At 58.2% G+C, this 25,128-nt stretch carries 23 protein-coding genes; 8 read left to right on the top strand and 15 right to left on the bottom strand.

Features of this window, described 5'->3' with window-relative positions; translation table 11 throughout:
• Positions 1–172: 172 nt before the first annotated feature.
• Complete coding sequence (locus tag QF629_04360; protein MDP6012766.1) at positions 173–640, bottom strand: MaoC family dehydratase; 468 nt, start codon at positions 638–640, stop codon at positions 173–175.
• Between the two features lie 142 nt (positions 641–782).
• Between QF629_04360 and QF629_04355 the strand changes: the two genes are divergently transcribed.
• Complete coding sequence (locus QF629_04355) at positions 783–1,577, top strand: metal ABC transporter ATP-binding protein (GenBank protein MDP6012765.1); 795 nt, start codon at positions 783–785, stop codon at positions 1,575–1,577.
• Positions 1,574–2,368 carry a metal ABC transporter permease gene (locus tag QF629_04350; GenBank protein ID MDP6012764.1) on the top strand — a complete coding sequence of 265 codons (795 nt, stop codon included), beginning with the start codon at positions 1,574–1,576 and terminating at the stop codon, positions 2,366–2,368. Before QF629_04355 ends, QF629_04350 begins: the two co-directional genes overlap by 4 nt.
• Before the next feature lie 8 nt (positions 2,369–2,376).
• On the opposite strand, the gene QF629_04345 is transcribed toward QF629_04350, so the two are convergent.
• The 6 genes from QF629_04345 to QF629_04320 all read right to left on the bottom strand — a co-directional run bounded on the left by QF629_04345 (position 2,377) and on the right by QF629_04320 (position 9,073).
• Positions 2,377–3,294 carry a zinc ABC transporter substrate-binding protein gene (locus QF629_04345; GenBank protein ID MDP6012763.1) on the bottom strand — a complete coding sequence of 306 codons (918 nt, stop codon included), beginning with the start codon at positions 3,292–3,294 and terminating at the stop codon, positions 2,377–2,379.
• 143 nt (positions 3,295–3,437) lie between these two features.
• Positions 3,438–3,575: a hypothetical protein gene (locus tag QF629_04340; protein ID MDP6012762.1), complete on the bottom strand. Its 138-nt coding sequence runs from the start codon at positions 3,573–3,575 to the stop codon at positions 3,438–3,440.
• A gap of 21 nt (positions 3,576–3,596) precedes the next feature.
• Complete coding sequence (locus QF629_04335) at positions 3,597–4,703, bottom strand: TRAP transporter substrate-binding protein (GenBank protein ID MDP6012761.1); 1,107 nt, start codon at positions 4,701–4,703, stop codon at positions 3,597–3,599.
• Positions 4,704–4,838: 135 nt separating this feature from the next.
• Positions 4,839–6,026 carry an ABC transporter substrate-binding protein gene (locus tag QF629_04330; GenBank protein ID MDP6012760.1) on the bottom strand — a complete coding sequence of 396 codons (1,188 nt, stop codon included), beginning with the start codon at positions 6,024–6,026 and terminating at the stop codon, positions 4,839–4,841.
• A 36-nt stretch (positions 6,027–6,062) separates the two neighbouring features.
• Complete coding sequence (locus tag QF629_04325) at positions 6,063–7,706, bottom strand: M1 family aminopeptidase (GenBank protein ID MDP6012759.1); 1,644 nt, start codon at positions 7,704–7,706, stop codon at positions 6,063–6,065.
• 200 nt (positions 7,707–7,906) lie between these two features.
• Positions 7,907–9,073, bottom strand: a complete 1,167-nt coding sequence (locus tag QF629_04320; GenBank protein ID MDP6012758.1) for a ChaN family lipoprotein — start codon at positions 9,071–9,073, stop codon at positions 7,907–7,909.
• 176 nt (positions 9,074–9,249) lie between these two features.
• Between QF629_04320 and speD the strand changes: the two genes are divergently transcribed.
• Entirely contained in the window at positions 9,250–9,660 is a 411-nt protein-coding gene (gene speD / locus QF629_04315) for an adenosylmethionine decarboxylase (protein MDP6012757.1), read from the top strand.
• 61 nt (positions 9,661–9,721) lie between these two features.
• Here the strand turns inward: speD and QF629_04310 are convergent, their stop codons facing one another.
• Positions 9,722–10,936, bottom strand: a complete 1,215-nt coding sequence (locus QF629_04310) for a CoA transferase (protein MDP6012756.1) — start codon at positions 10,934–10,936, stop codon at positions 9,722–9,724.
• 530 nt (positions 10,937–11,466) lie between these two features.
• On the opposite strand from QF629_04310, the gene QF629_04305 reads away from it, so the two are divergent.
• Positions 11,467–12,270, top strand: a complete 804-nt coding sequence (locus tag QF629_04305) for an SDR family oxidoreductase (protein MDP6012755.1) — start codon at positions 11,467–11,469, stop codon at positions 12,268–12,270.
• A 37-nt stretch (positions 12,271–12,307) separates the two neighbouring features.
• On the opposite strand, the gene QF629_04300 is transcribed toward QF629_04305, so the two are convergent.
• Positions 12,308–13,072 (bottom strand): glucose 1-dehydrogenase, encoded by a 765-nt coding sequence (locus QF629_04300; GenBank protein MDP6012754.1) that lies wholly within the window; start codon positions 13,070–13,072, stop codon positions 12,308–12,310.
• Between the two features lie 113 nt (positions 13,073–13,185).
• Positions 13,186–14,007: a tetratricopeptide repeat protein gene (locus tag QF629_04295; GenBank protein ID MDP6012753.1), complete on the bottom strand. Its 822-nt coding sequence runs from the start codon at positions 14,005–14,007 to the stop codon at positions 13,186–13,188.
• A 140-nt stretch (positions 14,008–14,147) separates the two neighbouring features.
• Here QF629_04295 and QF629_04290 point away from each other — a divergent pair, with 140 nt between their 5' ends.
• Entirely contained in the window at positions 14,148–14,900 is a 753-nt protein-coding gene (locus QF629_04290; GenBank protein MDP6012752.1) for an enoyl-CoA hydratase/isomerase family protein, read from the top strand.
• On the opposite strand, the gene QF629_04285 is transcribed toward QF629_04290, so the two are convergent.
• Both QF629_04285 and QF629_04280 read right to left on the bottom strand, forming a co-directional pair.
• Positions 14,869–16,635, bottom strand: a complete 1,767-nt coding sequence (locus QF629_04285; protein MDP6012751.1) for a CoA-binding protein — start codon at positions 16,633–16,635, stop codon at positions 14,869–14,871. The two genes, QF629_04290 and QF629_04285, sit on opposite strands and share 32 nt — an antisense overlap.
• On the bottom strand, positions 16,632–18,698 hold the full coding sequence (locus QF629_04280; protein MDP6012750.1) for a 4Fe-4S binding protein: 2,067 nt from the start codon (positions 18,696–18,698) through the stop codon (positions 16,632–16,634). Before QF629_04280 ends, QF629_04285 begins: the two co-directional genes overlap by 4 nt.
• 376 nt (positions 18,699–19,074) lie before the next feature.
• Here QF629_04280 and QF629_04275 point away from each other — a divergent pair, with 376 nt between their 5' ends.
• Positions 19,075–19,536 (top strand): Hsp20 family protein, encoded by a 462-nt coding sequence (locus tag QF629_04275; GenBank protein ID MDP6012749.1) that lies wholly within the window; start codon positions 19,075–19,077, stop codon positions 19,534–19,536.
• A 55-nt stretch (positions 19,537–19,591) separates the two neighbouring features.
• On the opposite strand, the gene QF629_04270 is transcribed toward QF629_04275, so the two are convergent.
• The gene (locus tag QF629_04270; GenBank protein ID MDP6012748.1) at positions 19,592–19,885 is read right to left on the bottom strand and encodes a DUF1330 domain-containing protein; all 294 of its coding nucleotides are present in this window, start codon (positions 19,883–19,885) and stop codon (positions 19,592–19,594) included.
• 153 nt (positions 19,886–20,038) lie between these two features.
• On the opposite strand from QF629_04270, the gene QF629_04265 reads away from it, so the two are divergent.
• Positions 20,039–20,779 (top strand): SDR family NAD(P)-dependent oxidoreductase, encoded by a 741-nt coding sequence (locus QF629_04265; GenBank protein ID MDP6012747.1) that lies wholly within the window; start codon positions 20,039–20,041, stop codon positions 20,777–20,779.
• A gap of 201 nt (positions 20,780–20,980) precedes the next feature.
• Positions 20,981–22,027 carry an SDR family oxidoreductase gene (locus tag QF629_04260; protein MDP6012746.1) on the top strand — a complete coding sequence of 349 codons (1,047 nt, stop codon included), beginning with the start codon at positions 20,981–20,983 and terminating at the stop codon, positions 22,025–22,027.
• A 295-nt stretch (positions 22,028–22,322) separates the two neighbouring features.
• Here QF629_04260 and asnB read toward each other — a convergent pair whose 3' ends face one another.
• Positions 22,323–24,098: an asparagine synthase (glutamine-hydrolyzing) gene (gene asnB, locus QF629_04255; protein ID MDP6012745.1), complete on the bottom strand. Its 1,776-nt coding sequence runs from the start codon at positions 24,096–24,098 to the stop codon at positions 22,323–22,325.
• A complete protein-coding gene (locus QF629_04250; protein MDP6012744.1) occupies positions 24,098–25,123 on the bottom strand; it encodes a glycosyltransferase in 1,026 nt (341 codons plus the stop codon). Before QF629_04250 ends, asnB begins: the two co-directional genes overlap by 1 nt.
• Positions 25,124–25,128: the final 5 nt, after the last annotated feature.

The raw sequence follows: 25,128 nt of genomic DNA, 5'->3' as shown, positions 1-25,128 counted from the left end.
TGGTTTGGCTACCCTTTGTGAGGCATCTATTTTTCCAAGCTTAATATTAAAGTCATTCTCATGAAATTGTTCTTATTTTACTATCTTATAAGGTATATCCGAAATAGACATCACATGTTGGTCGTGCCTAAATTCTAATATTATGAGGCTATCTTGCGTGCACGCGCTTCGCCTATCCGCTTTCCTGACGTCGAGCAAACATCCCAACCCCCTTCATAGACAGAACACGGTCACCATCCTGATTGAACATTTCATAAGTGGTGCGCAAGATCCCGCGGTCAGGTTTGCTGCGCGAGGGAATCACGGCGTGAATAATACCGCGGGCCAAAAGTGTGTCGCCCGGTCTGACCGGTTTCAGCCAACGCACTTCGTCTACACCCGGTGAGCCCAAACTTGCCGCCTGGCAAAGCAGACCATCGACCAGAAGCCGCATGAAAAGCGACACCGTATGCCAGCCGCTTGCAATAAGGCCTCCGTACATGGATTGCTCTGCCGCTGCCTCGTCCACATGGAACGGCTGCGGGTCGTATTGGGTCGCAAAATCGAGAATCTCATCACGAGTTATGGTCGTACTTCCCAATTCGACAACCTGGCCCACCTGGAAATCCTCAAGATACAATTGGGAAAGGTCGGCATCCATTGCAGCCTCCGGTCAATTACGATTCGGCCGAACCCTACGGCAAAGCGGCAGGTATTTGCTATCCGAAACACGATGCCACGGTCGATGACGTGTCTTTCCCTATCCGTTATTAAGACAGCACACAACGAGTCGGGATGAAACGATGGCGAGCACGGTAGAAACTCGGAAGCACGGGGGCTCATTGATTGATGCACACGGTATCACGCTGCGGTTTGGTGACCGCTTGATCCTCGATAATGTTGACATCACCGTGAATCGCAATGAGATCACCACCCTCATCGGATTGAACGGCTCGGGAAAGACCAGCCTTGTTCGCGTGCTTTTAGGACTGACCGATTGCCAAGCAGGCAAGATATGGCACAGGCCGGACCTGCGTATTGGCTATGCGCCGCAAAGCGTAGCCATCGACCCGACTCTACCATTGACAGTCTCTCGGTTTCTTAGCCTCGGCCAGCCGATATCGGGCGTCGATCTCGATGAACTATTGGATGAAGTTGGTGCTAAAGCGGTCAAGCATGATCAGATGGCGGTGTTGTCCGGCGGCGAGATAAGCCGGGTCCTGTTGGCCAGGGCATTGGTTGGCGATCCGGAGTTGCTCGCTCTTGATGAGCCTACGTCTGGCGTGGACGTAGCCAGCCAAGCGGCCCTTTATGACCTGATCGCGCGAATTCGAGATCGCAGAGGTTGCGGTGTCTTGTTGGTGTCCCACGATCTGCACCTGGTAATGGCTGCTACGCAAACTGTGGTCTGCCTGAACCGGCATGTGTGCTGTACCGGTCACCCGGAGGCCGTAGTAAACGACCCTGCCTTCCAGAATCTATTTGGGGTCCAGATATCGAGCGCCATTGCCCTCTACCGACATCACCATGACCACAGGCACGACGATGCAGGGCGAATCGTTTCTCTCTCATCATCAACGGAACCTCCCGCCCGATGATAGAGGACTTCTTTGGCCGGGCGATTGTAGCCGGTTTGGGTCTCGCCATGTTTACCGGCCCGCTTGGCTGCTTCCTGATTTGGCGCCGCATGGCCTACTTCGGCGCTGCTGTATCGCACTCCGCTCTGCTCGGCGTGGCGTTAGGCCTGTTCATTGGGGTCGATCCTATGATCGGCGCGGGTACCACTTGCCTCGCCATGGCTGTTCTTCTGGCCGCACTGGACCGACGCCAATTGCTCCCGACGGATACACTGATGGGTGTCGTGGCTCATGCCGCGCTTGCGATCGGCCTGGTCGTCCTTGCATCACTTCATGCCGTTCGCGTTGATCTTATGGCTTATCTGTTCGGCGATATTCTCGCCGTTGGTGCCGCCGATATTGCCGCCATATTTGTGACACTCGCGGTCGCCGGAATATATTTGTACTGGGGTTGGCGCCCGCTGTTGTCGGCCACAGTGCACAGGGACTTGGCGACAGTAGAAGGTGCACCAGTCGATGCATCGCAATTTTCGTTAATGGTCATGGTTGCACTGGTGGTAGCGATCGGCATGAAAGTCGTTGGTATTCTATTGATCGTGTCAATGCTCATATTGCCTGCAGCGGCGGCGAGGCGGTTAGTGTCGTCGCCGGAGCAGATGGTCGCTCTGGCCACTATCATCGGCGTCGTTTCGGTTCTGGGCGGCTTGTATGCTTCCGCGTCCTTTGATAGTCCGGCCGGACCATCGATTGTCGTTGTCGCAGCAGCGATATTCGCGGTTATGTGTATTCTTCCACGACGCGATAGCGCTTGACGGCTGACTTACGGCGCTTCTGACAAACACGCTACGAGCGCAACCGCGTTCGCCCGCATCATCGCTAAATAGCCCTCGGGACCCTCTTGTCGAGCAATGCCGAGAGGATCGAGCTGACCGCTCCGCAGGCCCCAGTCACGGGTAAGTTGGGTCGCGATTGGTGATACTACCCCGATTTCTCCGAAGAGGCAGGGCGCATCGACACGATCCAGTTGATGCGTGAGCTTTTGCAGGTATTGAATGCCCGGACGCCTCACCGGTCCGAGGGTAACAGCGCTTACGGCGCGCAATCCAAAAGCATGCTCAAGATATTGATAGGCGTCATGTAACACCACGAATGGAATATTCCGCACCGGTGCTAGCGTGGTGCTCAGGTCAATCTCAAGCTCCCATAATTGCACATGCAACTTATCACGATTCTTATGGTAAACATCTATGTGTTCGGGATCTACTTCGGCAAGTGTGTTGACCATCGCTGTAACTATCGCGCGGGCATTCGCAGGCGAAAGCCAGATATGCGGATCGGTGATGTTCGAAGATTGGCTGAGTTCAGAGTGCGCCTCAACATGCCAGATTTCATGAGCGCGGGCGGGCAATTTGACAATGCCGTCAGCCTCCAACAGCGACACGATAGCTGCCGATCTCGCCAGTGATTCCAAGGGTCGAACAAGAAATCTCTCCAGTTCCGGTCCAACCCAAAAAACGATGTCGGCGGCAGCGAGCGCCGACGCATCGGAGGGTTTGAGCTGGTTGTCATGGGGCGAGCCTGCTCCGCGCAACAGAAGTGTTGGCTCGGTGACGCCTTGGGTCACGCCAGTCGCCAAGGCTTGCACTGGGGCTATGCTCGTCACAACATGTGGTGCATCCGCCGCAGTTCCGTTGGCACTCAGAAACGCCAAAAGCACTAGATTACGAGGCCAAGCCATACACGCGCGCGCCCAAGTCATTCGCGGCTCGCCCGCTCTCCACATAGCAACCGCCTAATCAGGCTGCGGCCGCCTGAGGCCCTACGATAAATATTGTATGGGAGCGACGTCCAGCCCACACGTGTGCGCAGCCCGATCGGATCTTAGTTCTCTGCATCACCCTCTTGGGCCATGGCTGCTATGGAGCAAATACCAATCATCGCTGCAACCGCCGCCACCCGCCCGACCCACAGCAGGGGACGGGCGAGCGCAAGGCAGTGCGGCAATGCCGCAATCGTCATGTCGTCGCGCCTTATCCTGACTTAGTCGAGGTAGCCGTAATCACCCCATACCTTATAGTTCTTGCGGAACTCGCTGAGCGACTCCCAGACCCGGGCAAAGTCAGCATTTGCCGCCGCTTCTTCCGCGACAACTTCCTGCCAGGCTTTCTCAAGCGCTGCTAGGATCTCGGGCGACCAGCGATGTAGCGTGACGCCTTTGTTCTGCAATTCCTGCAAAGCGCCGAATTGGATGGCCTCACCCTGCGCCAGCCCGCGAAGCATGCTCTCTTTACACGCCGCTTTGACAATCTCTTGCTGGGTTGTGTTGAGAGCGTTCCATCGATCCATGTTGATGATGAGTTCGCCCATGCTGATCGGTTGGTGCCACCCTGGAAAATAGTAATGCTTGGCAACCTGGTAGAAGCCTAGCTCAAGGTCGATCGCCGGCATGGAGAACTCTGTGGCATCGATGGTGCCAAGCTCTAGGGCCGGAAAAATATCACCACCAGCGATGAGTTGAGTGGAAACACCAAGCTTTTCCATCACCTTTGCGCCAAGACCGAAGAAACGCATCTTCAGGTCCTTTAGGTCCTCAAGCGTCTCGATCGGCTCGCGAAACCAGCCGGATCCTTCTGGCGAGATCAGGTTACATTGCAGGGGGTGAATATTGTGGGGCGCATACAACTCCTGCAGCAGCTCCTCGCCACCGCCATAGTACAGCCAGGCGATCGCCTCACCCGCCCTAGGACCGAATGGTACAGCCGTAAAGAATTGCAGTGCAGGTACCTTGCCGGCCCAATAGCCGGCCGCTGACCAGCCTGCATCGACGGAGCCTGCGGAAACCGCATCGAAGATCTCCAAGGCCGGGACCAAGGCGCTAGGCTCGAAGAACTTGACCTCCATGGTGCCGCCGGAAAGCTCGCCGATACGCTTTTCAATCAACTGCCCCTGGTCGCCAAGCTGTACCAGCTCACTCGCAAAAGCGCTGGCCATTTTCCAACGAACCTTATCTGCAGCCGGTGCTTCAGCGGCTTGTTCGGTGCTGGGTGCCAAGGTGAGGCTTTCGCCACCATCATCCAAAAAGAACTTTCCCAATGCCAAACCGATGACAAGCATCACGATGGCGACGATTACTGTATTGCGTTTCATGTCGTAGCTCCTCCCCTGTGAGGCACCGGTTCAGCTGCTCCGGGTCACTCTGGTGCCGTTAGCAGCTTTGTGCTCCGTGTGCTTAGTATTCATGCCTTTTCCACCGGCAAGGTCAAGGCTGCTGAGGCATAAACCTCAGGTGTTGCAGCCTGGTCCCGGGTCGACGATACCCAAGCGTTCGATAACCTCGAGCGCCCCCTCACCCGTGCCTCTGCCAATCACCATTGGCAACTTTGCCTGACGGCTCTGGCCATCGAAGCCGATGCGACCCGTGGCCCCCTCGAATACGGTATCTGGTAGGGCCCTCAGCGCCGCTTCTCCACTGGCTTCTCCGGCGGACCGCCATGCCGAAGCAAGCGCCATAATGGTGGTATAATGGGTGAAGGCATAATAGGTGATTGGCATAGAGTCTCCGGCGTGGCTATCCAGCTGTGAAGCTAACGCGGGCACGCCATTGGCTGTGTCGCTAGCAACAAAACTCGATGCGGTTACCACTTTTTTTGCCAAATCGGCGCCAAGATCTTGCGCGTGCATCTCGTTGAAACCTAGCCATCCGAGATCGATCCGATCAAGCAACCCTATGGCGTGGGCTTGCCGTACGAACTCGCTACCATTTCGCCGCGGGACACAAAGCAATACCACATCGGCCTCCGTCGCTGCGATCCAGCGCGCAACAGGCTCGAAATTAGTCTCTCCGATTCTGGTAAGCGCCTCACCCAGCACTTTTCCGCCGTGGTGGTAGAGGACGCGCAAGACCGTTCGTCTGAACATGCTCCTTTGCCAGCTTGTGCCGCTACCGACGAGGAAATAGGAGCGGCCGCGTCCGCCATCGAGATATTGTAGTAGCGGAAAAGAGTCCTGGTAGGGCGTCGGGGCTAGGGTGAATGCGCCTAGCGTACAAAACCCACCTTCATTGTTGCTCGCAGTCAACAAAGGAACTCGGCTTGAGGCTAAGGCGCGTGCTGCGGTCTTGCGGCCGGCGGCGACAAAGGGCCCGATAACCGCCTGTGCCTTTTCGTCGCGCACGAGTTCGGCACAACGGTTCGCAAGGTTTCGCAGCGTCCCTTCGGAATCGCGAAATGCGAGACGCAGAGGTCGCCCCAGTACGCCGTCCTTCTCGTTCAGTTCGGCCACCGCTGCGGTCACGCCCAACCGTATTTGCGCGACATGATCGTTGAGGCCGCCGCTTGTGGGTAGTAGGACACCGATCGTTACAGGCGGAGCCGTTAAGGCACCACGCAATGGCAGCAAACAGGTGGCAGCAGCGGCGCCAACGCCACACACCACGCTCCGACGGGACAGTATGTTGCTGATCAGTCGCATGCCCTTACCCCTCCCACGAATCGTCTGACTATCGGCCTAGTCGAAAACAATACTCAATGGATGTTCGGGGGCGGGCGGTAAAGTGCCTTTGTTGATCGCTCGGCGCCCGTCGAAAACCACGTAGCTATGGCTCCCGTAATGTGGCAACGGTCGAATTATGGCCTCCAGCGCAGCACGATCATTCGCCGCGATGACCAGCACGGCTTGGCCGTTGGTAAGCTGTGTTGCCCATGCCCTAGCCGTTCCCTCAACTGACGCGAAGTCGGGAATTGATATGCCGTTACCGACGAGTATCTCTTCGATCGTACCATCCAAGCCAATCAGCACAATACCCTGCCCGTCGAGTAACGAAGTCAGAGCCGTCTCCGGTCGGATTTTGGCTTTGCGGCCCAGGAGATGTGCCGCCATTACTTCGGCCACTGCGGCCAGCTCGGTGTCATCGCCGGCGACGACGACGGCTGCGCCGCCATCCAGTGTGACATCGCGAAATATTGCTGGCGCCTCTCCCGTTGCCAAACGCCTGAGGACATGATGATCGGGGTCGATGGCCACCGCTATGGGACGCGACGACAAGTCCCACGCATAGTCCCCGGTCGTTGTCGACAGTTCGGCAAAACGCACGACGGTGCCTTCCGCCGTCTTAACGACAACGGGCACCGTGAGATCCCATGGGCGACCGTCCTGCCGCAATCGCAACGCCAGGCGCCACCCCGATGGGCCTTCCTCAACGGCAACATTCTGCAACGTCAAATCAGGTGTACCGGCCCGTGTTATCCATTGCTCGAAAAAGCGCCCGAGCTCACGCGATGACGCGCTTTCAAACACTCTTCGAAGGTCCGACCACCCTGCGACATTTCCGCGCCATCGTTTCCAGAGGTCTTTCAAGCCATTGTCAAAAGCGGCATCACCAATTTTTCGACGCAGCATGTGGAAGACCATCGCGACTTTATCGTAGCCCACCACTTGGGCAGCATCGTGATGGCGCTGGACGAAGGCGGACAGGGCCGTGTCGTCATAATCGCGGAGAGCGCTTATATCCCGCAGCCATGCTAGACGCATGTTATGGGCCGCTGTCTCACCTGTTTCCTCGGCGAGGCCATAATCGGCGAGATATGTGGTCAGGCCCTCGGACCAATTGCCGGTTGCGTAATCTGCACGAACGCCATTGCCCCACCAGTTATGAAGCACCTCATGTGCCAGCGAGCGCCCCTGCATGAACGGCAACGGCAAAATGCGTTCGCTCACATAAGTTGCGCCCGAAAATCCTAGGCCAACCGGGAAAGGCGCAGAGACGACCCAGAAATGGGAATGGGGATAGTCACCGATGTCCGCCTCGAAGCGGTCGATGTAAGAGACCACGCGATCGAGATACCGCTGGCCGAGCGACGACATTTCTGACGGAAAATAGGTTCGCAGGCGCTTGCCCGTGTGCCAGCGCTCCGTCACCTCGTAAGGCCCGACGAAAATCAGAGGCGGTATCTCGCCAACGAACGTTGCCCGATATCCGGCAGCGGTAAACGGCTCTGAATCGAGGTGAGCCGTCGCGACTGCGACCTGACCGAGGGGAACCGTGAGGGTCAGCCTGTATCTATAATCTACGCCGTTGTGCCCCAACGTTGGCCACCACGCCTGTGGCGGAAGATAACTGCCGTCGGGTGAGGCCAAGGCTGCGTCCGGCATGGCATCAAAGGAATGAGAGTCGGCAAGCGGAATTTGTTTGGTGAATGTTATAGCACCGTGGGAAGCCATCCCTTCGAGACGGCCGGTCGTCGGATCGAAAGTAACCTGGAGCTCAACGATTTCCCCTGCGGTGATGGGTCCGGCACAGAAAAGGGATATTAGGGCGCCTACTATGCGTCTCCCCCAAGTGATGCTCATATTTAGAAGTGCATCGGAAACTTAGCCACCAGATGCAAGCCTTCGCCATCCCGCATCAGAACTAGCGGCAGCCATGTGCCGGGCGCTTGGCGTCGCACGATCCGTATCAGGTCACCGGGATCGCTAAGCGCGAAACCCGCCGCCTCGGTGATGATATCGGTTTCTTTGATTCCGGCTTCGGCGGCGACACTGTCGGGAACCACATGGCGGACGACAACACCGTCGTCGGCCCTATCGATCAAAATGCCCAGCCGCGGTCCCGGCGATGATCCGACTTCTTGCACGGTGGTGACGAACACAAGGTCAGCCAAGCCTGTCGGCAGATTGGCACAGGACTCCGTCGTCGTCACAGCGATTCCGATGTCGTCCACACCGAGATCGCGGAGTTGATGCGCGATGCCGTGGCCACCTTCCGCGTGGCCGCGTCCCACGATACCGACCACAAGCGGCGCCTCAGTCCTTGCTAACGCAACCTCGGCGAGTGCCTCGGCCATGGCCCGATCCCAGGTCAGTTGTGCCTCGACAAAGCGCTGAAATTCGGGGTCGTCGACCAAGGCCATGCGTTCAGCGTCGCTTGTCGGCGCCATGGCACTGTCCTCGTGCCCGCCTGCTGCCATTCGTTCCTTTACGACAAAGACATCGGCCAGCATGTCGCTATAAGCGCTAGGTGCAGTCGCCGGATCACCGACACCGACACGCTCCTCGTCAGGGATCGCAGCCCAGCCTTCGTCTCTCACTTTGGCCACGAGACTGCGCGGAATATTGATCGCGATCAGGGGCACTTGATTCATACGAGAAAATTCGAAAATTGGCATATAAAGGTTTGAATTATATCCCCAAACGCGATCCCAATTGACGCTCTCCAGGAAGGCCTTGACGGAAAGCTCTCCGGCCATCCACCGATCCAAAACCGGTTGCGCTGCACGCGGCAACATTTCCAGGCCAATGCGCAAATCTGGGCGGCGACCATGTAGTGCTGCCAGTACCTGGAGCTGCCAGCGATGATCGTCGGCATTTCCATGGGATTCGCCGAGTAAAACGACCTGCCGCTCCGCCAATCTAGAGATCGCGTTATCCGCAGAAAGCCGTTTGCCTTGTTGGGACGGCACTAGCCAAGTTCCTACCGGCGCACATGATGCGGCGACAGCCCCGCACGACGGGGTCAGCATCGTTACGATCGCCACCGCCACGAAGCGGACCAACCCATTTGTCATTCGCTACTCCTAGCGTTAGTGCCGGTTGATTATTTGGCATGTCGCGCTTGCGTCCGCCAGCTCTATTGATCGCCCATGGTGGTAGCTGGTATGGATCGGATCCGTCCCTCGGTCGATAAACGGGGATAATCATGGACGATGCCTTTGCCATTCGCACGGCCTCGGCCGACGACGACCACTTTGTCGAACATGACGGCGCGCGTTTCGCGGGCCGTCATCTGCTCATCGATTTTTGGCAGGCGCGGCATCTCAAGGATACAGAGTGCGTCGAAAGGGCTTTGTGCGATGCATCGGCGGCCGCTGGCGCGACGGTCTTGCGCCTGGACTTGCATCGTTTCGAGTCGAGCGGTGGCGTCACGGGCGTGGCTATCCTGGCGGAAAGCCATATCAGCATCCATACTTGGCCGGAGCGCGGTTATGCCGCCATCGACATCTTCATGTGCGGTGATACGCGCCCTTACGAAGCCCTCCCCGTCCTGACAGCTGCCTTCGAGCCGCAACGCCAGGAAATCACCGAACATTGGCGCGGCATTCCGGCATAGCTCAGTCGCCCACGATGACTGACAAGTCCTTGCCCATGGCATTGGACGTTCCGCCGAGTTTTCACACAATGCCGCGTGATTGAAGCTCTGCTATTGCCCTGTCGTCGAGCCCCAGCATGCGCCCGAACACCTCGGTAAGATGCTCGCCTAACGGCGGCCCCAGATTGTCGATATGGCCGGGCGTTTCGGATAGTCGTGGCACCACTCCCGGCACCGCCAGAGCTCCTATGCGTGGGTCTTCGATGGATTGAATATTGCCCCGTGCGCGGTACTGCGGGTCTTTGAATATCTCATCGATCGAATAGACCGGACCGCAAGGTACGGCGCCCTTCTCACAAAGCGTCAAAATCTCGTCCGCATCCTTGGACCCGACCCAGTCGGAGACAAGGCCGTCCAACGTATCGCGCGCTTCTTCGCGTGCGGCGATGGTGGCAAAGCGATCCGCCGCGGCGAGCTCGGGCTGTCCCATTACCTCGGCTAGGCGCCCGAAAATGCGATCGTTGGTGCAGGCGATCGCCAGCCAGCGGCCATCGCGCGCCTGGTAATGGCTGTGGGGAACAACATTGACCGTCGCCGGTCCCATGCGCTCGCGTACAAACCCGAAACGGTCGTATGCTGGCGCCAGCTCATCCAGGATGCGAAAGATCGATTCGTAGAGCCCGATATCTACGACTTGCCCTTTGCTAGAGGTCTCCCGCGCCCGCAAGGCGACCATTACGCCGAAAGCACCGAACAAGCCCGACATGTAATCGGCTAAGGTTGCCGAGCCCGGTGTCACTGGCGCCCGATCCGAATAGCCGGCAAGGTAGGAAAGACCACCGAAAGCATTACCGATGCGTCCGAAGCTCGGTCGTTCGGCGTTGGGCCCTGTCTGCCCGTAGCCAGTCACTCTGAGCATGATCAGGCCCGGATTGATCTCGGCCAAAGTCTGGTAGCCGATACCCCAGCGCTCGAGGGTGCCGGTACGGAAGTTCTCACACACCACATCGGCTTCGGCGGCGAGCTGCTTGAACAGGCGCACACCATCCAGGGTACGAAGATCTAGAGTGACCGATTTCTTGTTGCGTCCCTCGCTGAGCCAAATCAGGGAATCACCCGCCTCGGTCATACTGCCCAGGCGGCGTACCGGATCGCCGTTCTTCGGCATTTCGATTTTGATGACCTCGGCGCCGAATTCGGCCAGCAACGTGGCGCAAAATGGCGCAGCAATGAAAGTCGCGATATCGAGGACCCGAATGCCGGCAAGAGGCTTCGCCAGGGTCTGGTCAGCCGTCACGTGTGATCTCCCGCCGATAGCGATTACGTGGAGATCAGAGTGTGCCCTAAGTTACGATGATCGGGAAGTCTCCGAGATTCTGACTAGCGCCATAACATCGATGCTGAGATCACGCTCAGCAGCCCAAGTACCAAAAACATTTCAAACATACTGCGATCCTCTTGATGGCTATTTATGTGGCCAGAGAAGCGTTGTCGGCACTGTGATGGTGGTTACATCTTGATCGGAATGCCATGCCTTCAGGTATTCAACGTGCCAACCTTGCCATGGCCGCCAAACCCGGCGGCGCCACTTCGCGGACGAGAGGATCCGCATTGTCCTAGAGGGTCTGCGCGGCGACGACAGCATTGGCGCACTGTGCCTGCGTGAAGGCATCGCCGAGAGCCTATCGCCGAGGCGTCGGCCGTGCGTTGCCACCAACAACTGGCACAACATGGGATCTACGACCACGCTGTAATGTGATGGTGTGCTAGCTCGTTCGTCCGGGCCAGTGTAAGCATTGGTAGGCTGGGATGGATTGGAAATCGACCATGACAAAGAGGCTCGACAGCAAGGTCGCCCTGGTGGTGGGCGCAGGATCGGTCGGTGACGGCTGGAGCAACGGGCGCGCGACCGCCGTTTTATTTGCCCGGGAAGGCGCCAAAGTAGTGGCTGCCGATATCAATCCGGAGTCAGCCGCGCAGACCGTGGCTTTGATCAAAGGCGAAGGCGGCGTTGCCGTTGCTCACACGGTTGACGCGACCGACTCTGGCCAGGTGCGCGTCATGATTTTGGGATGCATCGAGCAATTCGGCAGGCTCGATATCCTGCATAACAATGTCGGAGGCTCGATTCCAGGCGGTCCTGTGGAGATAGCCGAAGAGGACTGGAGCGATAATCTTACCTACAATCTCACAACCGCGTTTCTGGCATGCAAGCACGCCCTGCCGATCATGGTTGAGCAAGGCGGTGGGGTAATCGTCAATGTTGCATCTGTGGCCGGCATGACCTTCGTCGACCGGCCCTTGGCATCGTACCAAGCCGCCAAAGCCGGTCTAATCCAATTCAGCCGCGCGGTGGCAGTCGAATATGCAGGCAAGCGCATTCGCTGCAATTGTGTGGTTCCCGGAATGATGGACACACCGCTGGTCCGGCACCGCTTGATCGATAAGGACGATCCCACCAAGGCCGACACCATCATGACACGGCGCCACGCCTCTGCGCCCATGGGGCACATGGGCGACGCCTGGGATGTCGCCTATGCAGCGCTATACTTGGCGTCCGACGAAGCGCGCTACGTTACAGCGACGGAGATCGTCGTGGATGGTGGCCTGACCGCACGCAGCGGATCTTGATTACGCTTCGGTGAGGTCAGGATATGTCTACCAGACGTTAGCCCTGAACCGAGAAGCCACCATCTACAGGGATCGCCGCGCCTGTCACGAAGTCCGAGGCCGGCCCCGAAAGGAATACGGCGATGCCGGCCATGTCCGCCGGCTCGCCCCAGCGACCCGCTGGCGTCCGCGCGAGGGCCCGCTCGTGCAGCCCTTCGACCTCACGCCGGCCGCGCCGTGTCAAATCAGTGTCGATCCAGCCGGGCAGCACCGCATTGACCTGGATGTTGTGCTTGGCCCAGGCTGTCGCAGTCGCCTTGGTCAGTTGCACGATTCCGCCCTTGCTGCTGGCGTAGGCCGGCGCAAAGGCGGCGCCGAAAATTGACATCATCGAGCCGATATTGATGATCTTTCCGCCACCGTTGGCGGCCATATACGGATAGACTGCCTGGGAGCAGAGGAAAGCTGAGGTCAGGTTGGTGTCAAGCACCGAGCGCCATTCGTCCAGCGACAGCTCCTGCGGTTCCTTGCGAATATTGATACCCGCGTTGTTGACCAGGATGTTGAGGCGCCCCCAGCGTGAAAGCGCCGCCTCGACCATAGCAGCAACGGCAGTCTCGTCGGTCACGTCTGCCGTGGCCGCAGCGGCATCTGAGCCGCTTTCGACCAGAGTTGCCACAGCGGCTGCATTCTTTTCATCATTGCGCCCTGCGACGAGTATCGCTGCACCGGCGTTGGCCAGGCCCTGCGCCATGCCGAGGCCGATACCGCCATTGCCGCCAGTGACCAGCGCGACCTTTCCCGATAAATTGAACAGACTCACTTCCTAAACCCCTCACTCAAACGGCCAATGGCCGGCTTCGACGCACGCCTGACAGTCGTCTACGGTACGATCCTGGCGGATCACTATGAAAATAAAATTCACCTGAGGCCCCGTCACTCCTCGCCATCGCGTTGGGGCCTGTCCACGGCCTCGCGCATCATCTTGGCCATCTTGATAAGTTCGCGCTTTTGCGCCGGTGTCATTCGCTCGCCGATTTGCCGTCGCATGGTCGTAGCCTTCTCCATGCCGCTGCGCTCGGCTTTCATTGCCCAGAAATAAGCGAGTACCAGGTTCGGGCCCTCGCCTTCGCCGTTGCGATAGAGTTCGGCAAGCCGCAGCTGGGCCTCCGGGTAGCCTGCAACCGCCCCACGGACTAGCCATTTGCGCGCTAGGCGAGGGTTGCGCTCACCCATCTCGCTCTGGCCATAGTTGCGCTCGGCCATCTCTTCCTGGTCGTATAAGCGGGAAAGGCGATAGGCAGCGGCGCCCAAACCCGCTTCCGCCGCGACCTCGTAAAGCGCTTTGGCCTGCTCGATATCGCGGAGCACACCAGCACCGGACTCATACAAAGTCGCCAGGTAATATTGTGCTGGCGGGAAGTCTGCGTGCGCGGCCTCGTCAAACCAGTGGAAGGCCCGTCCGAGATCCCGCTTGACCCCGTCACCGTCAAGGTAAAGGCGGCCAAGGTTTACCTGCGCATGGTGATGGCCCTGCTGGGCGGCCCGCTCGTACCAGCTGGCGGCGGCGGCGGCATCGCGCGGCACGCCTTCGCCCTTTCGCAGCAAGGTCGCGACATTGTACTGCGCTGCCGCATCACCCTCCTCCGCTACGGCCAACCAAATCACCATCGCTTCGGCCAGCTCGCCTCGGTCATAGGCAGCCTCAGCCTGAGCATTGTCGGCATCGGCGGCCACCGGCGCCAACGACAAGGCCATCGCGATTACAGCCGCTGTTCGTTGAAATAACTTCATACTCCGGACTATAAGGGCTTGAAGCAGCGCGATCATCTATGACAACGTGGATATATATAGTAGTGATTTAATGAATTAAAATAAATAGATATAGTGTTATTTTCATGTCAAATATTAAAATAATAGACCATGCTGAAATCCGTGTTCTGGCCTTTGATCGCCCTCGCAAGCGTAACGCGGTCGATGCGGCGACCCGCGCGGAACTGGCAATGGCCTTTACGGCTGCAGACCAGGATCCGGCTGTCGCGGGCGTGGTCGTCACCGGGAATGGCGAGGCATTCTGCGCTGGTCAAGACTTGGCGGAAGCTCAGGCCTTTGATCCGGAAAATGCGGAATTCTGGGTGGAAGACCTGAGGTATTTCCTATCGGCCATCCGCGATCTCGACAAACCCTGTGTCGCTGCCGTGAACGGAACGGCGGCGGGCGCCGGCATGCAAGTCGCACTGCTGTGCGATATGCGCATCGGGCATCCCGGCGTGAAAATCGGACAGCCCGAAATCCGCGTCGGCCTCGCGAGCGTTATCGGGGTTCACCTTCTGAGCCTGATACTCGGCCACGCGCGCACAACTGATTTGGCGCTGAGCGGTCGCCTGCTCGATGCGGAGGAAGCACTGGCAATAGGAATGTTGACGCAGCTGGTTGATGCCGAGGCTGTTGTCGACGAAGCGATTGCGTCGGTGCGCTACCTATTGCAGAGGCCGCCCAACGCCTTCCGTCTCAGCAAACAACGTCTGCGCGAGATAACTCAAGCCGGCTTCGACGAGACATTTGCCGCTGCTGCCAGGCTACAACGCGCGGCATACGAGAGCGGTGAGCCGCAAAGGATCATGGGTGAATTTCTCGCGCGTCGTCGCTAGAGGGCATCTTGACGACAACGCCGTTCGCCGAAAGATCAATAGTGATCGAGTCGACATCCAGCCGCGCCATCGCCAAGTCCGATAAGGTGAGAAGTGCATCAACAAGCCATTGCTCTGGTGCTAGGCCTTCCGCATCGTGCTGCGACAAAGGCGCCACTTTTAAGTTGCGACTGCCTTCCGAGATATTTGCGAGCCAGACCATCGCACCGAAGACCGTGCTGCGCACGAACCCCAGCGCGTAATTCCCCTCGCCAGATCCGATGTCCTCTAACCCGAGTAAGTCACAGATGGCTTGCTCTGATAAGCCGGCTCCTGGATCAATCGGTTCGGGCATACGCTCGTCACTCGGGATGGTGAGAAACTGTCCCTGCCGTGCGAGGGCAGCCGCAGCCGTTATCGCCGCCAGGGGATCCTCGAAGCAAGGAATGCCTTCCTTGCGCAACCTGCCGGGCACCTCGCTTGCACCAAGCATCCAACCAACCAACAAAGGCGTGTCGTTTAGGGTATTTGCCTCAACCAACTCCTGGACTAGCTCGTCTGCATTGAGCATTTGCACGCCGAAGAATGCTAATGCGACATCGACCCCATCGTCCTGTACGATATTGCGAATATGAGACCCAACCGAATGCGGATCCGTGAACGCTTGCAGCGTGAAATCGACCGGATTGGCAGGTGAGCCGAAGGCTGGGAGGCTCTCGAGAATACCTGCGGTCGTAACCGGCGAAAATTCGCTCAGGCGCAATCCTTGCTCGGTAACTTTGTCTGCACAGAATACGCCGATCCCGCCCGAATTCGAGGCAATGCCGATACGGTTGCCTTTTGCCGCCGGCGTCCCGTGCCCGAAGGTCTCCATGACATCGAAGAGTTCTTGGATAGTGTTGACCTCGACAATGCCCCACTGCTCCAGCGCCGCGCGATAGACCTCGTAGTCCCCGGCCGTAGCGCCGGTGTGGGCAGACGCCGTCCTCGCGCCATCAGCACTGCGTCCGACCTTGATCAGGACGATCGGCTTGCCATGTGCCCTGGCAACGGCTGCTGCTCGGCGCAGCTTGCTGCCGTCTCGCGCACCTTCTACATAACCGGCAACCACACGGATACGCGGGTCAGCCGCCATGTAGGCAAATGCTTCAGCGAAGTCGACATCCGCTTCGTTGCCGGTGCTGACGAGGTAGCCGAGCCCCATGCCGCGGCGGCGGAACTCAGCCACGACTATGCCACCGAACAAGCCGCTTTGACTGGCAAAACCAACCGGCCCTGCCTCCATTCCGCCACTGGCCAGGGCAGAGGTAAAGTTAGAGACCGCGTGGTCATGAAAGTTTGCTATCCCCTGACAGTTGGGCCCACAAATCAGCGTCCCTTTACTCTTAGCGAGTGCCGTAAGCTCAGCTTGCAGGGCTTTGCCCTCATCGCCGGTTTCGCCGAAACCTGAGGTGTAAACCGTGATCGCCGGAACGCCTGCTGCTTGACAGTCGCGTACGGCATCGAGGCAAAGCGCGGCCGGTACAGCCAATATCGCCATGTCTGGGCAATCGGGAATGTCGCTTACGCGTGGAAAGCAGCAGTCCCCGTCGAGCTCGTCGTAACGCGGATTTACCGGGTGGATTGGGCCAGGGAACCCAAAATTTTTCAAAAATGGGATGGGGCGACCGCCAACACGTTTGGGGTTTGACGTTGCACCGACGACAGCGACCGATTGCGGCTTGAAAAGCGGCGTGAGATCCCGCCACTCGCTCATTCTGCAGCCACCGAAAAAGTTGGCTCCGACCGCAACGCCCGTTTGCGCTCTGCCACCAACGGGGGACATTTGTGAAAGTCGTAAAAGTCAACTTCGCATTCGAGGCATTGGAAGCACTCGTTCATGTCGATGGCACCGTCGTTTCGGATGGCACCAACGGGACAGCTGCCCTGACAAATATTACATGGCTTGCCACATTGTGGGCGTCGTTTCAGCCAGTTTAAGAGGCGTGCACGCCCAAGAATACTGAGTGATGCGCCGAGGGGGCAGAGAAAGCGGCAGAAGAACCGCTCCATGCTCAAGCCAACTCCCAACAGGATGCCTGCGTAAAGGATGTAGGGCCAACTGCGGTCTAGTCCGACAATGATCGTCGTCTTGAAGGGCTCAACCTCGGCTGCGAAGATCGCCGCATCTATTGACCAGAAAGACAGTCCGAAGATTACGACGACTACCACATATTTCAGTGCCCAAGCCCGCTCTTGCAGGTCCTGAGGCAGGGTAATTTGCGGGATATGTAGAATGCGGGCCGCACGCGCTAGCAGTTCCTGCATGGCACCGAACGGACAGAGCCAACCGCAGAAGACGCCGCGCCCCCAAAGCAATAGACTAATTCCGACATACACAGACAAGATGAATATAAGGGGGTCGAGTAGGATAACGCCCGGATTGAAATCTTGCAGCGTGGCCTGGGCGTAAGTGATGACGTTGATGATTGTGAGTTGAGCGTCATTCATCCAGCCGAGCCAAACTAGAACCGCCGCCAGCACGCCTATGCGCAACCCGGTAAAGAGTCGGCGCCGGCGCGACAAGGCATCCTGAAGCAGAAGCATCGCTGTAACCGTTCCCAGAATGACGAGCAGAACGCCGATGTCGAAGGCACGCGTGGCCCATACCAGTTGCCATTCGTTCAAAAGGCTTTCGCGCAACAGGCCGAAAAGCATAAAATTGGCAGTCTTGTAACCCGCCTCTTCCAGCGCGTAGTCGCTTCCTACTACATAGTTAGTTGGCAGATTATATGTCAGCGGAAAAGTAACTGTTTCGTGATCTTCCGGCGCTCCCACGGATGTCGGCTTTACGAGAATCTCCAGGGTCCATGGGGACAGGGGATTGAAGCCATCGGCGGGGTTTACACGAAACAACATGTGCTCGCGAAATCGCGGCGCGCCGTGCGCGCGTATCGCCGTTCGCCTGAGCTTGTTACTGAGCGATAGCTTGATTATCTCGTCGCCTTGGACGATGCGTATTCTGGGAAAAGTATCGGCGACGAATGGCTGCAAGTCGCTGTGGGTAGTCGCCCGAAAGGAATAGAGGCCGCGCGCCGCAATGGCCAGGAAATGCTCTCCGGGCGCAATCTGCATAAGGTGAAAATTGTACCATTGATTGCCGAAAACGTTGCGCCCGATCCCACTGGGCGTATTCAGCATAGTGTAGAACTCGATAAAGGTTTGATCTGGCGCCAACCCGTTAAGCTCCGCTGCCATTCCACCAAAAGCGGTCATGACGTTGCCTACCGTCACCGTGCGGCCGACGACCTCATCATCCGCTAACAGCTCCTGCCAGCCCTTCTCTTCGTAAGTATCCAGATCTACCGACAGGCCGAGCGGACCCACATCGGTATCGGCTATGCCGGTTCGTATGGCGACTATGCGGGCAGATGCCAATGCAGCTGCTCGCATGAGCTTAGAGCTGATGGTTGCGCCGGATACGCCGTCGGCGGTGCCACGGCTGGTCCGAACCGATCGTGCGACGGGCCGCTCGCGCAGGCCGTCGAGGAAGGCCTGGACACGCTCTTCACGGATCATGCTCTGTCCGATAATGGGCTCGTGATGCTCGAGCAAGACAGCACCTTTGAGCTTTGCATCGAAGCCGAGCCCGAGCATCAAATCGAAAGGTTTACCGGCAAAGCCTACAGGATTTACGATATCGTGTGCCGACATCACGTATCCAGCGACCTCACCCTCGATCAATATTTCCGCAATCGGCGGCTCGCCGCTGATCTCACCGATTTCTTCCGCGCTCGGGAACGCCTCCTGCAACACAGAACTGGTGATGCGACTGATCAACGGATCATCCATCCGTGCAAACGCGGGCGTAACTGCCAATACCGCCATCAAGCATACGGCAAGCCATCGATACCAATTATGCATGGATCAGCAAAACCATCCTGGCCCGATCAAGTCGGTACGTTTCACGGGCCAAGGCCCTTCCTTTGCCAAGGATATCGCCCGCCTGACTCGGGTCGATATAGGCGCCGCGGAGAATGACTCAGGGCGGAGTTCCTGTCCAGCATGGCGACCATTCCGCCCGGGCTTGCGGACCGACATCTAGCTTCCTATATGCGTATCGCTCACGAATGCCGATGTCGGGTTTGTGGGTAGAAAACAGGGCCGCGCCGGATGGTGGGCCCATAGGGATCATGTTGCTCAATGGAGGATATGCATGCGTACGTTTGACCTTTCCCCCCTTTTTCGCACAAGCGTTGGCTTTGACCATGTGAACCGGCTCCTGGAATCGGCCCAGTCTTTTAATTCGGCGTCATCCTACCCACCTTATGATATCGAGGCATGGGACGAGAATACCTACTGTATCACTATGGCCGTCGCCGGATTTAGCGACGACGATATCGAAGTGACGGTCGAGAATAACGTGTTGCAGATCAGTGGCCATATCGCGGAGCCCAAGGACGAGAAGTGCCGCTATTTGCACCGCGGCATTGCCAGCCGGGCCTTCGAGCACCGCTTCCAGCTCGCCGACCACATCCTGGTAATCGGTGCCAAGCTCGAGAACGGCCTCTTGCACCTCGAGCTTGCACGTGAGATTCCGGAAGAGTTGAAGCCGCGGCACATCACCATCAACACAGAGAAGGCGCAAAAGACTATCACGGCCGACAAAGCCGCCTAATCCGGTTCAGGTTAAAGTCGTTGGGGCCTCTCCCATTGGGGGAGGCCCCCATCCCTTATGATTGGTAGCCCTCGATGATAACGAGGCGACCTTCGGATGCGCTTTGTCGAAGCTTGGCAAGCGGGGCATAGTCTTCCGAGTCGTACCAGCGTCGCGCGGCCTCAACGGAATCGAACTCAATAACAACGACGCGCGGAGCGAACGGCTCTCCCTCAAGCGCCGCCATGTCGCCGCCCCGCACCAGATAGCGGCCACCGAACTTCTCGATGGTCGCTGGCACCTGAACCCCGTACTTTGCGAACTGCTCAGGGTCCGTTACTTTCAATTGTGCCAGCACATATCCCGCCATTCCCTGCTCCTTCTTAAATCGTTGCATTGATTGAGGCCGCACCACCACGCGCGCGTGAAGCGCGAGGTCGGATGACATTCGGCACCTTAGGTGGCACATTCAGGCTCGCCACGCTAGGTCAATCGCCCCATCCCTGCTGACAGGACTGCCGCAATGCTCGATCTGAATGACAAGGTTCTGGTTCTGTCCGGTGCCAATGGCGGCATTCCGCGCGCCATCGCCAGGGTTTTTCGAGATTGCGGCGCAAAGCTTGCATTGAGCGATCTTGATGCGGAAGCCTTGCAGGCCTTTGCCGATGATCTCGACCCGGGCGGCGGGTGCGTCCTCGTGGACAAGGTCGACGTTTCTAAGCGCACGGATGTTGATGCCGCCATTGCCAATTGCCAGGCGACCTTCGGTGGCGCCGACTATCTGGTAACTGGGGCAGGTATCTATCTAGAAAAAGCTTTCGACGAGATGTCGCCTGAGGATTGGAGTTGCACCATTGCGGTAAATCTTGATGGCGCATTTCATTTCTGCAGCGCGGTGCAACCGATCCTGCGCGATGGCGGTGCTATCGTGAATATTGCCTCCGTCGCCGGGCATCGTGGCTCGTTGCGGCACGCCCATTACGGCGCTGCTAAGGGGGGCGTGTTGGGCCTGACCCGCTCCCTAGCCCAGGAGCTTGCGGAGCGGAATGTTCGCGTCAATGCGGTTTCGCCAGGGATTATCGATACCGTCATGGTCGAACACACCATAGCCACGCGCGGAAATGAGCTGATCTCGGCGACGCCGTTGAAGCGCTTGGGCACTGCGGCCGAAGTTGCAAGCGTTGTCCTATTCCTGTGCAGCGATATGGCAAGCTTCGTCACCGGTGAATCCATCGCCGTGAACGGTGGACTGTATATTTCCTAAGTGCTGGCATGGGGTTCTCTGGCGTCAAAGAGTACTACCAGTCCCTTGGTTTGATGCGGGGGTCTATACAGCTACGGTCAAGTGGAACTCCCATACTCATGCTAAGAAATTTTACCTCGGCGCCATTGACTTAGACAATGGCGACTACTGCGAGTGTGCCATGTTGACCAAAGTCACCGACACCACCGGGAGCCTGACTACATGAGCCCGCAAGGCAAGGCGCTTGTGGTCGGTGCTACAGGAATGATCGGCAACCGTGTTTGCGAGCGCCTTGTCGAAAATAATTGGCAAACTATTGGTATTTGTCGCATGCCACCACTGGACACAGGCACCGTCTCCTATCTTGCGGTCGACCTTCTCGATGCTGCCGACTGCCGCGCCAGATTAGGTGCTTTGCACGATGTCAGTCATGTCTTTTACGCTGCGCGTGCCGCTCATGGAGAAGGCGGCACGGAGTCGGTACCAGAGAACCTCGCCATGCTGCAAAACGTGGTCGAGGCCTTGACGGAGTCTGGCAGCCTGCGCCACGTCCACATCGTCCAGGGCGGCAAGTATTACGGCCAGCACCTTGGCCCCTACAAGAGCCCGGCCAAAGAGGACGACCCGCGCCACATGTCGCCTAACTTCTACTATGACCAGCAGGACTATTTGGAGGCCAAGGCCGGAGACTGGACTTGGTCGGCCTCGCGCCCCTCCCTGGTCTACGATTTCGTGCCTGGCAGGCCTCGCAATCTGGTCACCGTGATTGCGGTCTACGCTGTCGTCTGCCGTGCCCTCGGTCTACCCTTGAGCTTTCCTGGCTCGCTGGAAAACTATCATTGTCTAAGCGAATGTGCCGCCGTACCCCATGTTGCCAAGGCGATCGTATGGATGGCGAGCGAAGCGCGCTGCGCCAATCAGGCCTTCAACGTTACCAATGGAGACAGCTTTCGCTGGGAGCATCTGTGGCCCCGCATCGCAGACTATTTTGCCATGTCCGTCGGCCCGGTCAGCACTATGTCTCTTGCCGCAATGATGGCCGATAAGATGCCTATTTGGAACGACATCGTGGCAACTCATGGCCTGCGGCAAACGCCATATGAGGACATGGCACTATGGGCCTACGGCGACTTTGTCTTTGCACCCACCTACGACATCCTTAGCGACATGACCAAGGCACGACGCTACGGATTCCATGACTGCCTCGACAGCGAGGAAATGTTTTTCTCGATTTTCAAGCGTTACCGCGACAGCAGGCTGATCCCGTAAATCTGACATACTGGCCGCATTGCCATGTTTCAGAACTGGAAAAACTGGCTGCCTTTATCGGTCAGGCTGCGAAGCCCGCTACGGCGCCAGGTAACCGTGACTGTCGATCTTTCCATCGGCGAGACGACAGATGACGGCTATGGCGATGTCGATACCCTGAACAATGTCCTCTGGATCGGCGGCTCGGACCACGACGACTCGATCCTGGGCAGCGCCTCAGGTGCGTGGGAATGTTTTTCTCCCTTCGGCGGCGACGACACCATCAGACGCAAGTCTGCTTCTTTCTTCAATAGCGCTAACCCCACCTGGCAGAGTCGGCAAGGCAATCGAAAACATCGCCATCTCCGGCCATGCCGAGAATGTGGGCGCTGTGCCATAGTGCGTAGAACAGCAAGGTCCAGGCGGCAAAGATGCGTCTCTTGTCGAGGCGCGCGAATAAAACGTCGACCCTGCCAGGGAGGCAGATCTCTGCGATCCCCGGCTGTCCCGCAACAAGCGGTGCGAGACGTGTCGCCTGACCTGCCATCCAATCGCCGACCGGAACGGTGAAGCCCTGTTTGTCGGCAAAGGGCTCTGCCGCCGGCAAGGCATCGGCTAGCCAGCGGCGCAGAATCCACTTGCCCAAACGCCCCTGCACTTTCAGCCTGTCTGGCAAGGCAAAGGCGAATTCTGCAAAGCGCACATCAACGAACGGTGCTCGGCCTTCCAACCCATGTGCCATGAGGCAACGATCTAGTTTGGTCAGCAAATCATTAGGTAACCATTCGGCGATGTCGATTTCCTGTAAAGTTTGAAGTCGACTGTTCTTGCGATGAGTTAAAAGCTCGGCCTCGGCAATATCGTCACGCCAGCCTTTCGGGTTCTGCCGTAGGACACCTAGGTTATCGAAAATACCGCGCCCATGCATGGTCTTGCCACCCAACAGACGTGGACGTAGGGCCGCCCGGTAGCGGCCGTACCCAGCCAGCATCTCGTCACCGCCCTCACCTGTCAGTACCACTTTTACATCGTGCGCCGCCGTTTCCGCCAAGAGGTAGCTCGGCACGATGGCATAGTCGGCGCAGGCATCGTCCACGGCTGCGGCAATGCGCGGCAGGGTCCGCCAGAAATCCGCCGCGGTGACTTCTACCGTGCGGTGTTCTGCACCGGCTGCCACAGCAACGTTTGCGGCTCTGACGCGCTCATCCGTAGCACTCGTGTCAGGGAAGCTGGCGGTATAGGCCAGTACCGGCTTCGAATCGAGGCGCGCCATCATGGCCAGCACGGCACTTGAATCTAGTCCTCCCGAAAGGAACATCCCGTAGGGTACGTCGGCTCGGCGGTGGCAGCGGACGGTATCCTCCAACGCCGCGTTGAAGGCGTGCATCGCCTCTTCCTCGCTAGCGAAGTTGTGCCGGCCCCGCGGTAATGGCTGAATGCGTTGGCGCGTGATGATTTTCCCGTTCGAGATTTCCAAAGTCTCGCCTGGCATAACGCGCTCTATGCCGTCGAAAAGAGTCCGTTTGCCGCTGGAAAACTGCAATTGCAGAAAAATATCTCGTGCCTGTTCATCGATGGCTGGTGCCACCAGACCCGCAGCTAGAAGCGCCTGCGGCTCTGACGCAAATGCTACACCGAACGCCCCTTCGGTGACATATAGCGGTTTGATGCCGAAGGGATCCCGCGCCAGTATCAGGCGGGCCGTGTTTCGGTCATGGATTGCCATGGCATACATGCCACGTAAATGGTTTGCAAAGGAATCTGCATGCCGGCGCCAGAGGTGCAAAGGGGGCTCACAGTCCGATTTTGTTGCAAACGCGACATCGTCGAGCCGGCTGCGTAGTTCAGGATCATTGTAGATCTCACCGTTCGCGACCAGCACCGCGCCGCCATCATGCTGCCATTCACCAATGGGCTGGTCGCCGCTTTCCAAATCGACGATGGCAAGGCGCGTATGGACCATGCCGACCGGCCCGGAGACATGTCTCCCACCACCATCTGGCCCACGATGCGCCAGCGCCTTCGCCATGGCATCGAGCACGGCTATATCCGGCGCGCCGTCGGTGGCGTATATGCCCCCGATGCCACACATCAGGCCACTCGCTCCAGAAACTCCAGGTAACGTGCGACCACTGCATCTTCGGTGAAAGTCGCCTCATAGCTGGCCAGCCCCGCGACCGTCAAAGCTTTGGCGAGATTGGGCGCGCTCGCCCGCCGAATAGCCGCCGCCAACGCTGAGCTGTCTTCCTTGGGCACTAACAAGCCGTTGTGGTCGTGGTCGATCAGTTGCGATGGGCCTTCCGCAGCAGAAGAGACCACTGGTACCCCATGCGCCCAAGCCTCTATGATGACATTGCCAAGCGGCTCTATGCGCGACGCACAGACAAAGACGTCTGCCGCCGCCAGCAACGCAGCAATATCATCGCGCCAACCAAGAAAACGCACCCGGCGCGCGATGCCATTTGCGTCTACCTGGTTCTCCAGCGCCCCACGCAAAGGCCCCTCGCCCGCCAACCAAAGTATATGTCCCGGGAGATCTGCCAGTGCTTGAAGCAGAACATCGAAACCCTTATTCTCGTGCAATCGACCCATAGCAACAATAAGAGTAGTATCGTCCGGTGTGTCGAAGGTGTCGCGTGGAATGGCGGGTAAGGCAGTCGCATCAATAAAATTCGGTAGGTAATGGACGCGCGTCTCTGGCCAACCTTCGCGCACGAGATAGTCAACTATATCGGGTGTATTGCCTATCAGGTGGTCACAGTCGGCATAGTAGGCGATATCGTAATAGCCGCCGAGCCTGGCCACGTGGATAAAGGGCGCGGAACATCCACGTCGCGCTCGGCGCGTCGCTCGCGTCGCCCGATTCATCCAACTGAGCACGATGTCAGGCTGTCTTGTCTCGATCAGACGCCGCAGGCCGCGGGCGGTGGCGAAATCGAAATAGCCGCCGAAGGGTAGCGTCTCGATTGTCGCGCCTTCGCCTGCCAGGACGGTCTCGCGCGTGGGCTCGGGCCTAATCACCACGGTCTGCTCGACACCGCGCCGCGCGAAGGCGCCAGCAAGGCGGGTGAAGAACACTTCGGCGCCGCCATGGCGCGCGCCGGCCATGGTCTGCATCAGCT

This window comes from Alphaproteobacteria bacterium, assembly GCA_030739735.1.
Taxonomy (GTDB): Bacteria; Pseudomonadota; Alphaproteobacteria; order UBA7887; family UBA7887; genus UBA7887.
Note: the sequence above shows the minus strand (reverse complement) of the source record. Positions and strands in the feature narration are given on the sequence as shown.

Excerpts from the sequence above, each read along its gene's own strand:
- QF629_04360 (MDP6012766.1), bottom strand. The coding sequence starts at position 640 with ATGGATGCCGACCTTTCCCAATTGTATCTTGAGGATTTCCAGGTGGGC.
- QF629_04355 (MDP6012765.1), top strand. The coding sequence starts at position 783 with ATGGCGAGCACGGTAGAAACTCGGAAGCACGGGGGCTCATTGATTGAT.
- QF629_04350 (MDP6012764.1), top strand. The coding sequence starts at position 1,574 with ATGATAGAGGACTTCTTTGGCCGGGCGATTGTAGCCGGTTTGGGTCTC.
- QF629_04345 (MDP6012763.1), bottom strand. The coding sequence starts at position 3,294 with ATGGCTTGGCCTCGTAATCTAGTGCTTTTGGCGTTTCTGAGTGCCAAC.
- QF629_04340 (MDP6012762.1), bottom strand. The coding sequence starts at position 3,575 with ATGACGATTGCGGCATTGCCGCACTGCCTTGCGCTCGCCCGTCCCCTG.
- QF629_04335 (MDP6012761.1), bottom strand. The coding sequence starts at position 4,703 with ATGAAACGCAATACAGTAATCGTCGCCATCGTGATGCTTGTCATCGGT.
- QF629_04330 (MDP6012760.1), bottom strand. The coding sequence starts at position 6,026 with ATGCGACTGATCAGCAACATACTGTCCCGTCGGAGCGTGGTGTGTGGC.
- QF629_04325 (MDP6012759.1), bottom strand. The coding sequence starts at position 7,706 with ATGCCGGACGCAGCCTTGGCCTCACCCGACGGCAGTTATCTTCCGCCA.
- QF629_04320 (MDP6012758.1), bottom strand. The coding sequence starts at position 9,073 with ATGCTGACCCCGTCGTGCGGGGCTGTCGCCGCATCATGTGCGCCGGTA.
- speD (MDP6012757.1), top strand. The coding sequence starts at position 9,250 with ATGGACGATGCCTTTGCCATTCGCACGGCCTCGGCCGACGACGACCAC.
- QF629_04305 (MDP6012755.1), top strand. The coding sequence starts at position 11,467 with ATGACAAAGAGGCTCGACAGCAAGGTCGCCCTGGTGGTGGGCGCAGGA.
- QF629_04295 (MDP6012753.1), bottom strand. The coding sequence starts at position 14,007 with ATGGCCTTGTCGTTGGCGCCGGTGGCCGCCGATGCCGACAATGCTCAG.
- QF629_04290 (MDP6012752.1), top strand. The coding sequence starts at position 14,148 with ATGTCAAATATTAAAATAATAGACCATGCTGAAATCCGTGTTCTGGCC.
- QF629_04285 (MDP6012751.1), bottom strand. The coding sequence starts at position 16,635 with ATGAGCGAGTGGCGGGATCTCACGCCGCTTTTCAAGCCGCAATCGGTC.
- QF629_04275 (MDP6012749.1), top strand. The coding sequence starts at position 19,075 with ATGCGTACGTTTGACCTTTCCCCCCTTTTTCGCACAAGCGTTGGCTTT.
- QF629_04270 (MDP6012748.1), bottom strand. The coding sequence starts at position 19,885 with ATGGCGGGATATGTGCTGGCACAATTGAAAGTAACGGACCCTGAGCAG.
- QF629_04265 (MDP6012747.1), top strand. The coding sequence starts at position 20,039 with ATGCTCGATCTGAATGACAAGGTTCTGGTTCTGTCCGGTGCCAATGGC.
- QF629_04260 (MDP6012746.1), top strand. The coding sequence starts at position 20,981 with ATGAGCCCGCAAGGCAAGGCGCTTGTGGTCGGTGCTACAGGAATGATC.
- asnB (MDP6012745.1), bottom strand. The coding sequence starts at position 24,098 with ATGTGTGGCATCGGGGGCATATACGCCACCGACGGCGCGCCGGATATA.
- QF629_04250 (MDP6012744.1), bottom strand. The coding sequence starts at position 25,123 with ATGCAGACCATGGCCGGCGCGCGCCATGGCGGCGCCGAAGTGTTCTTC.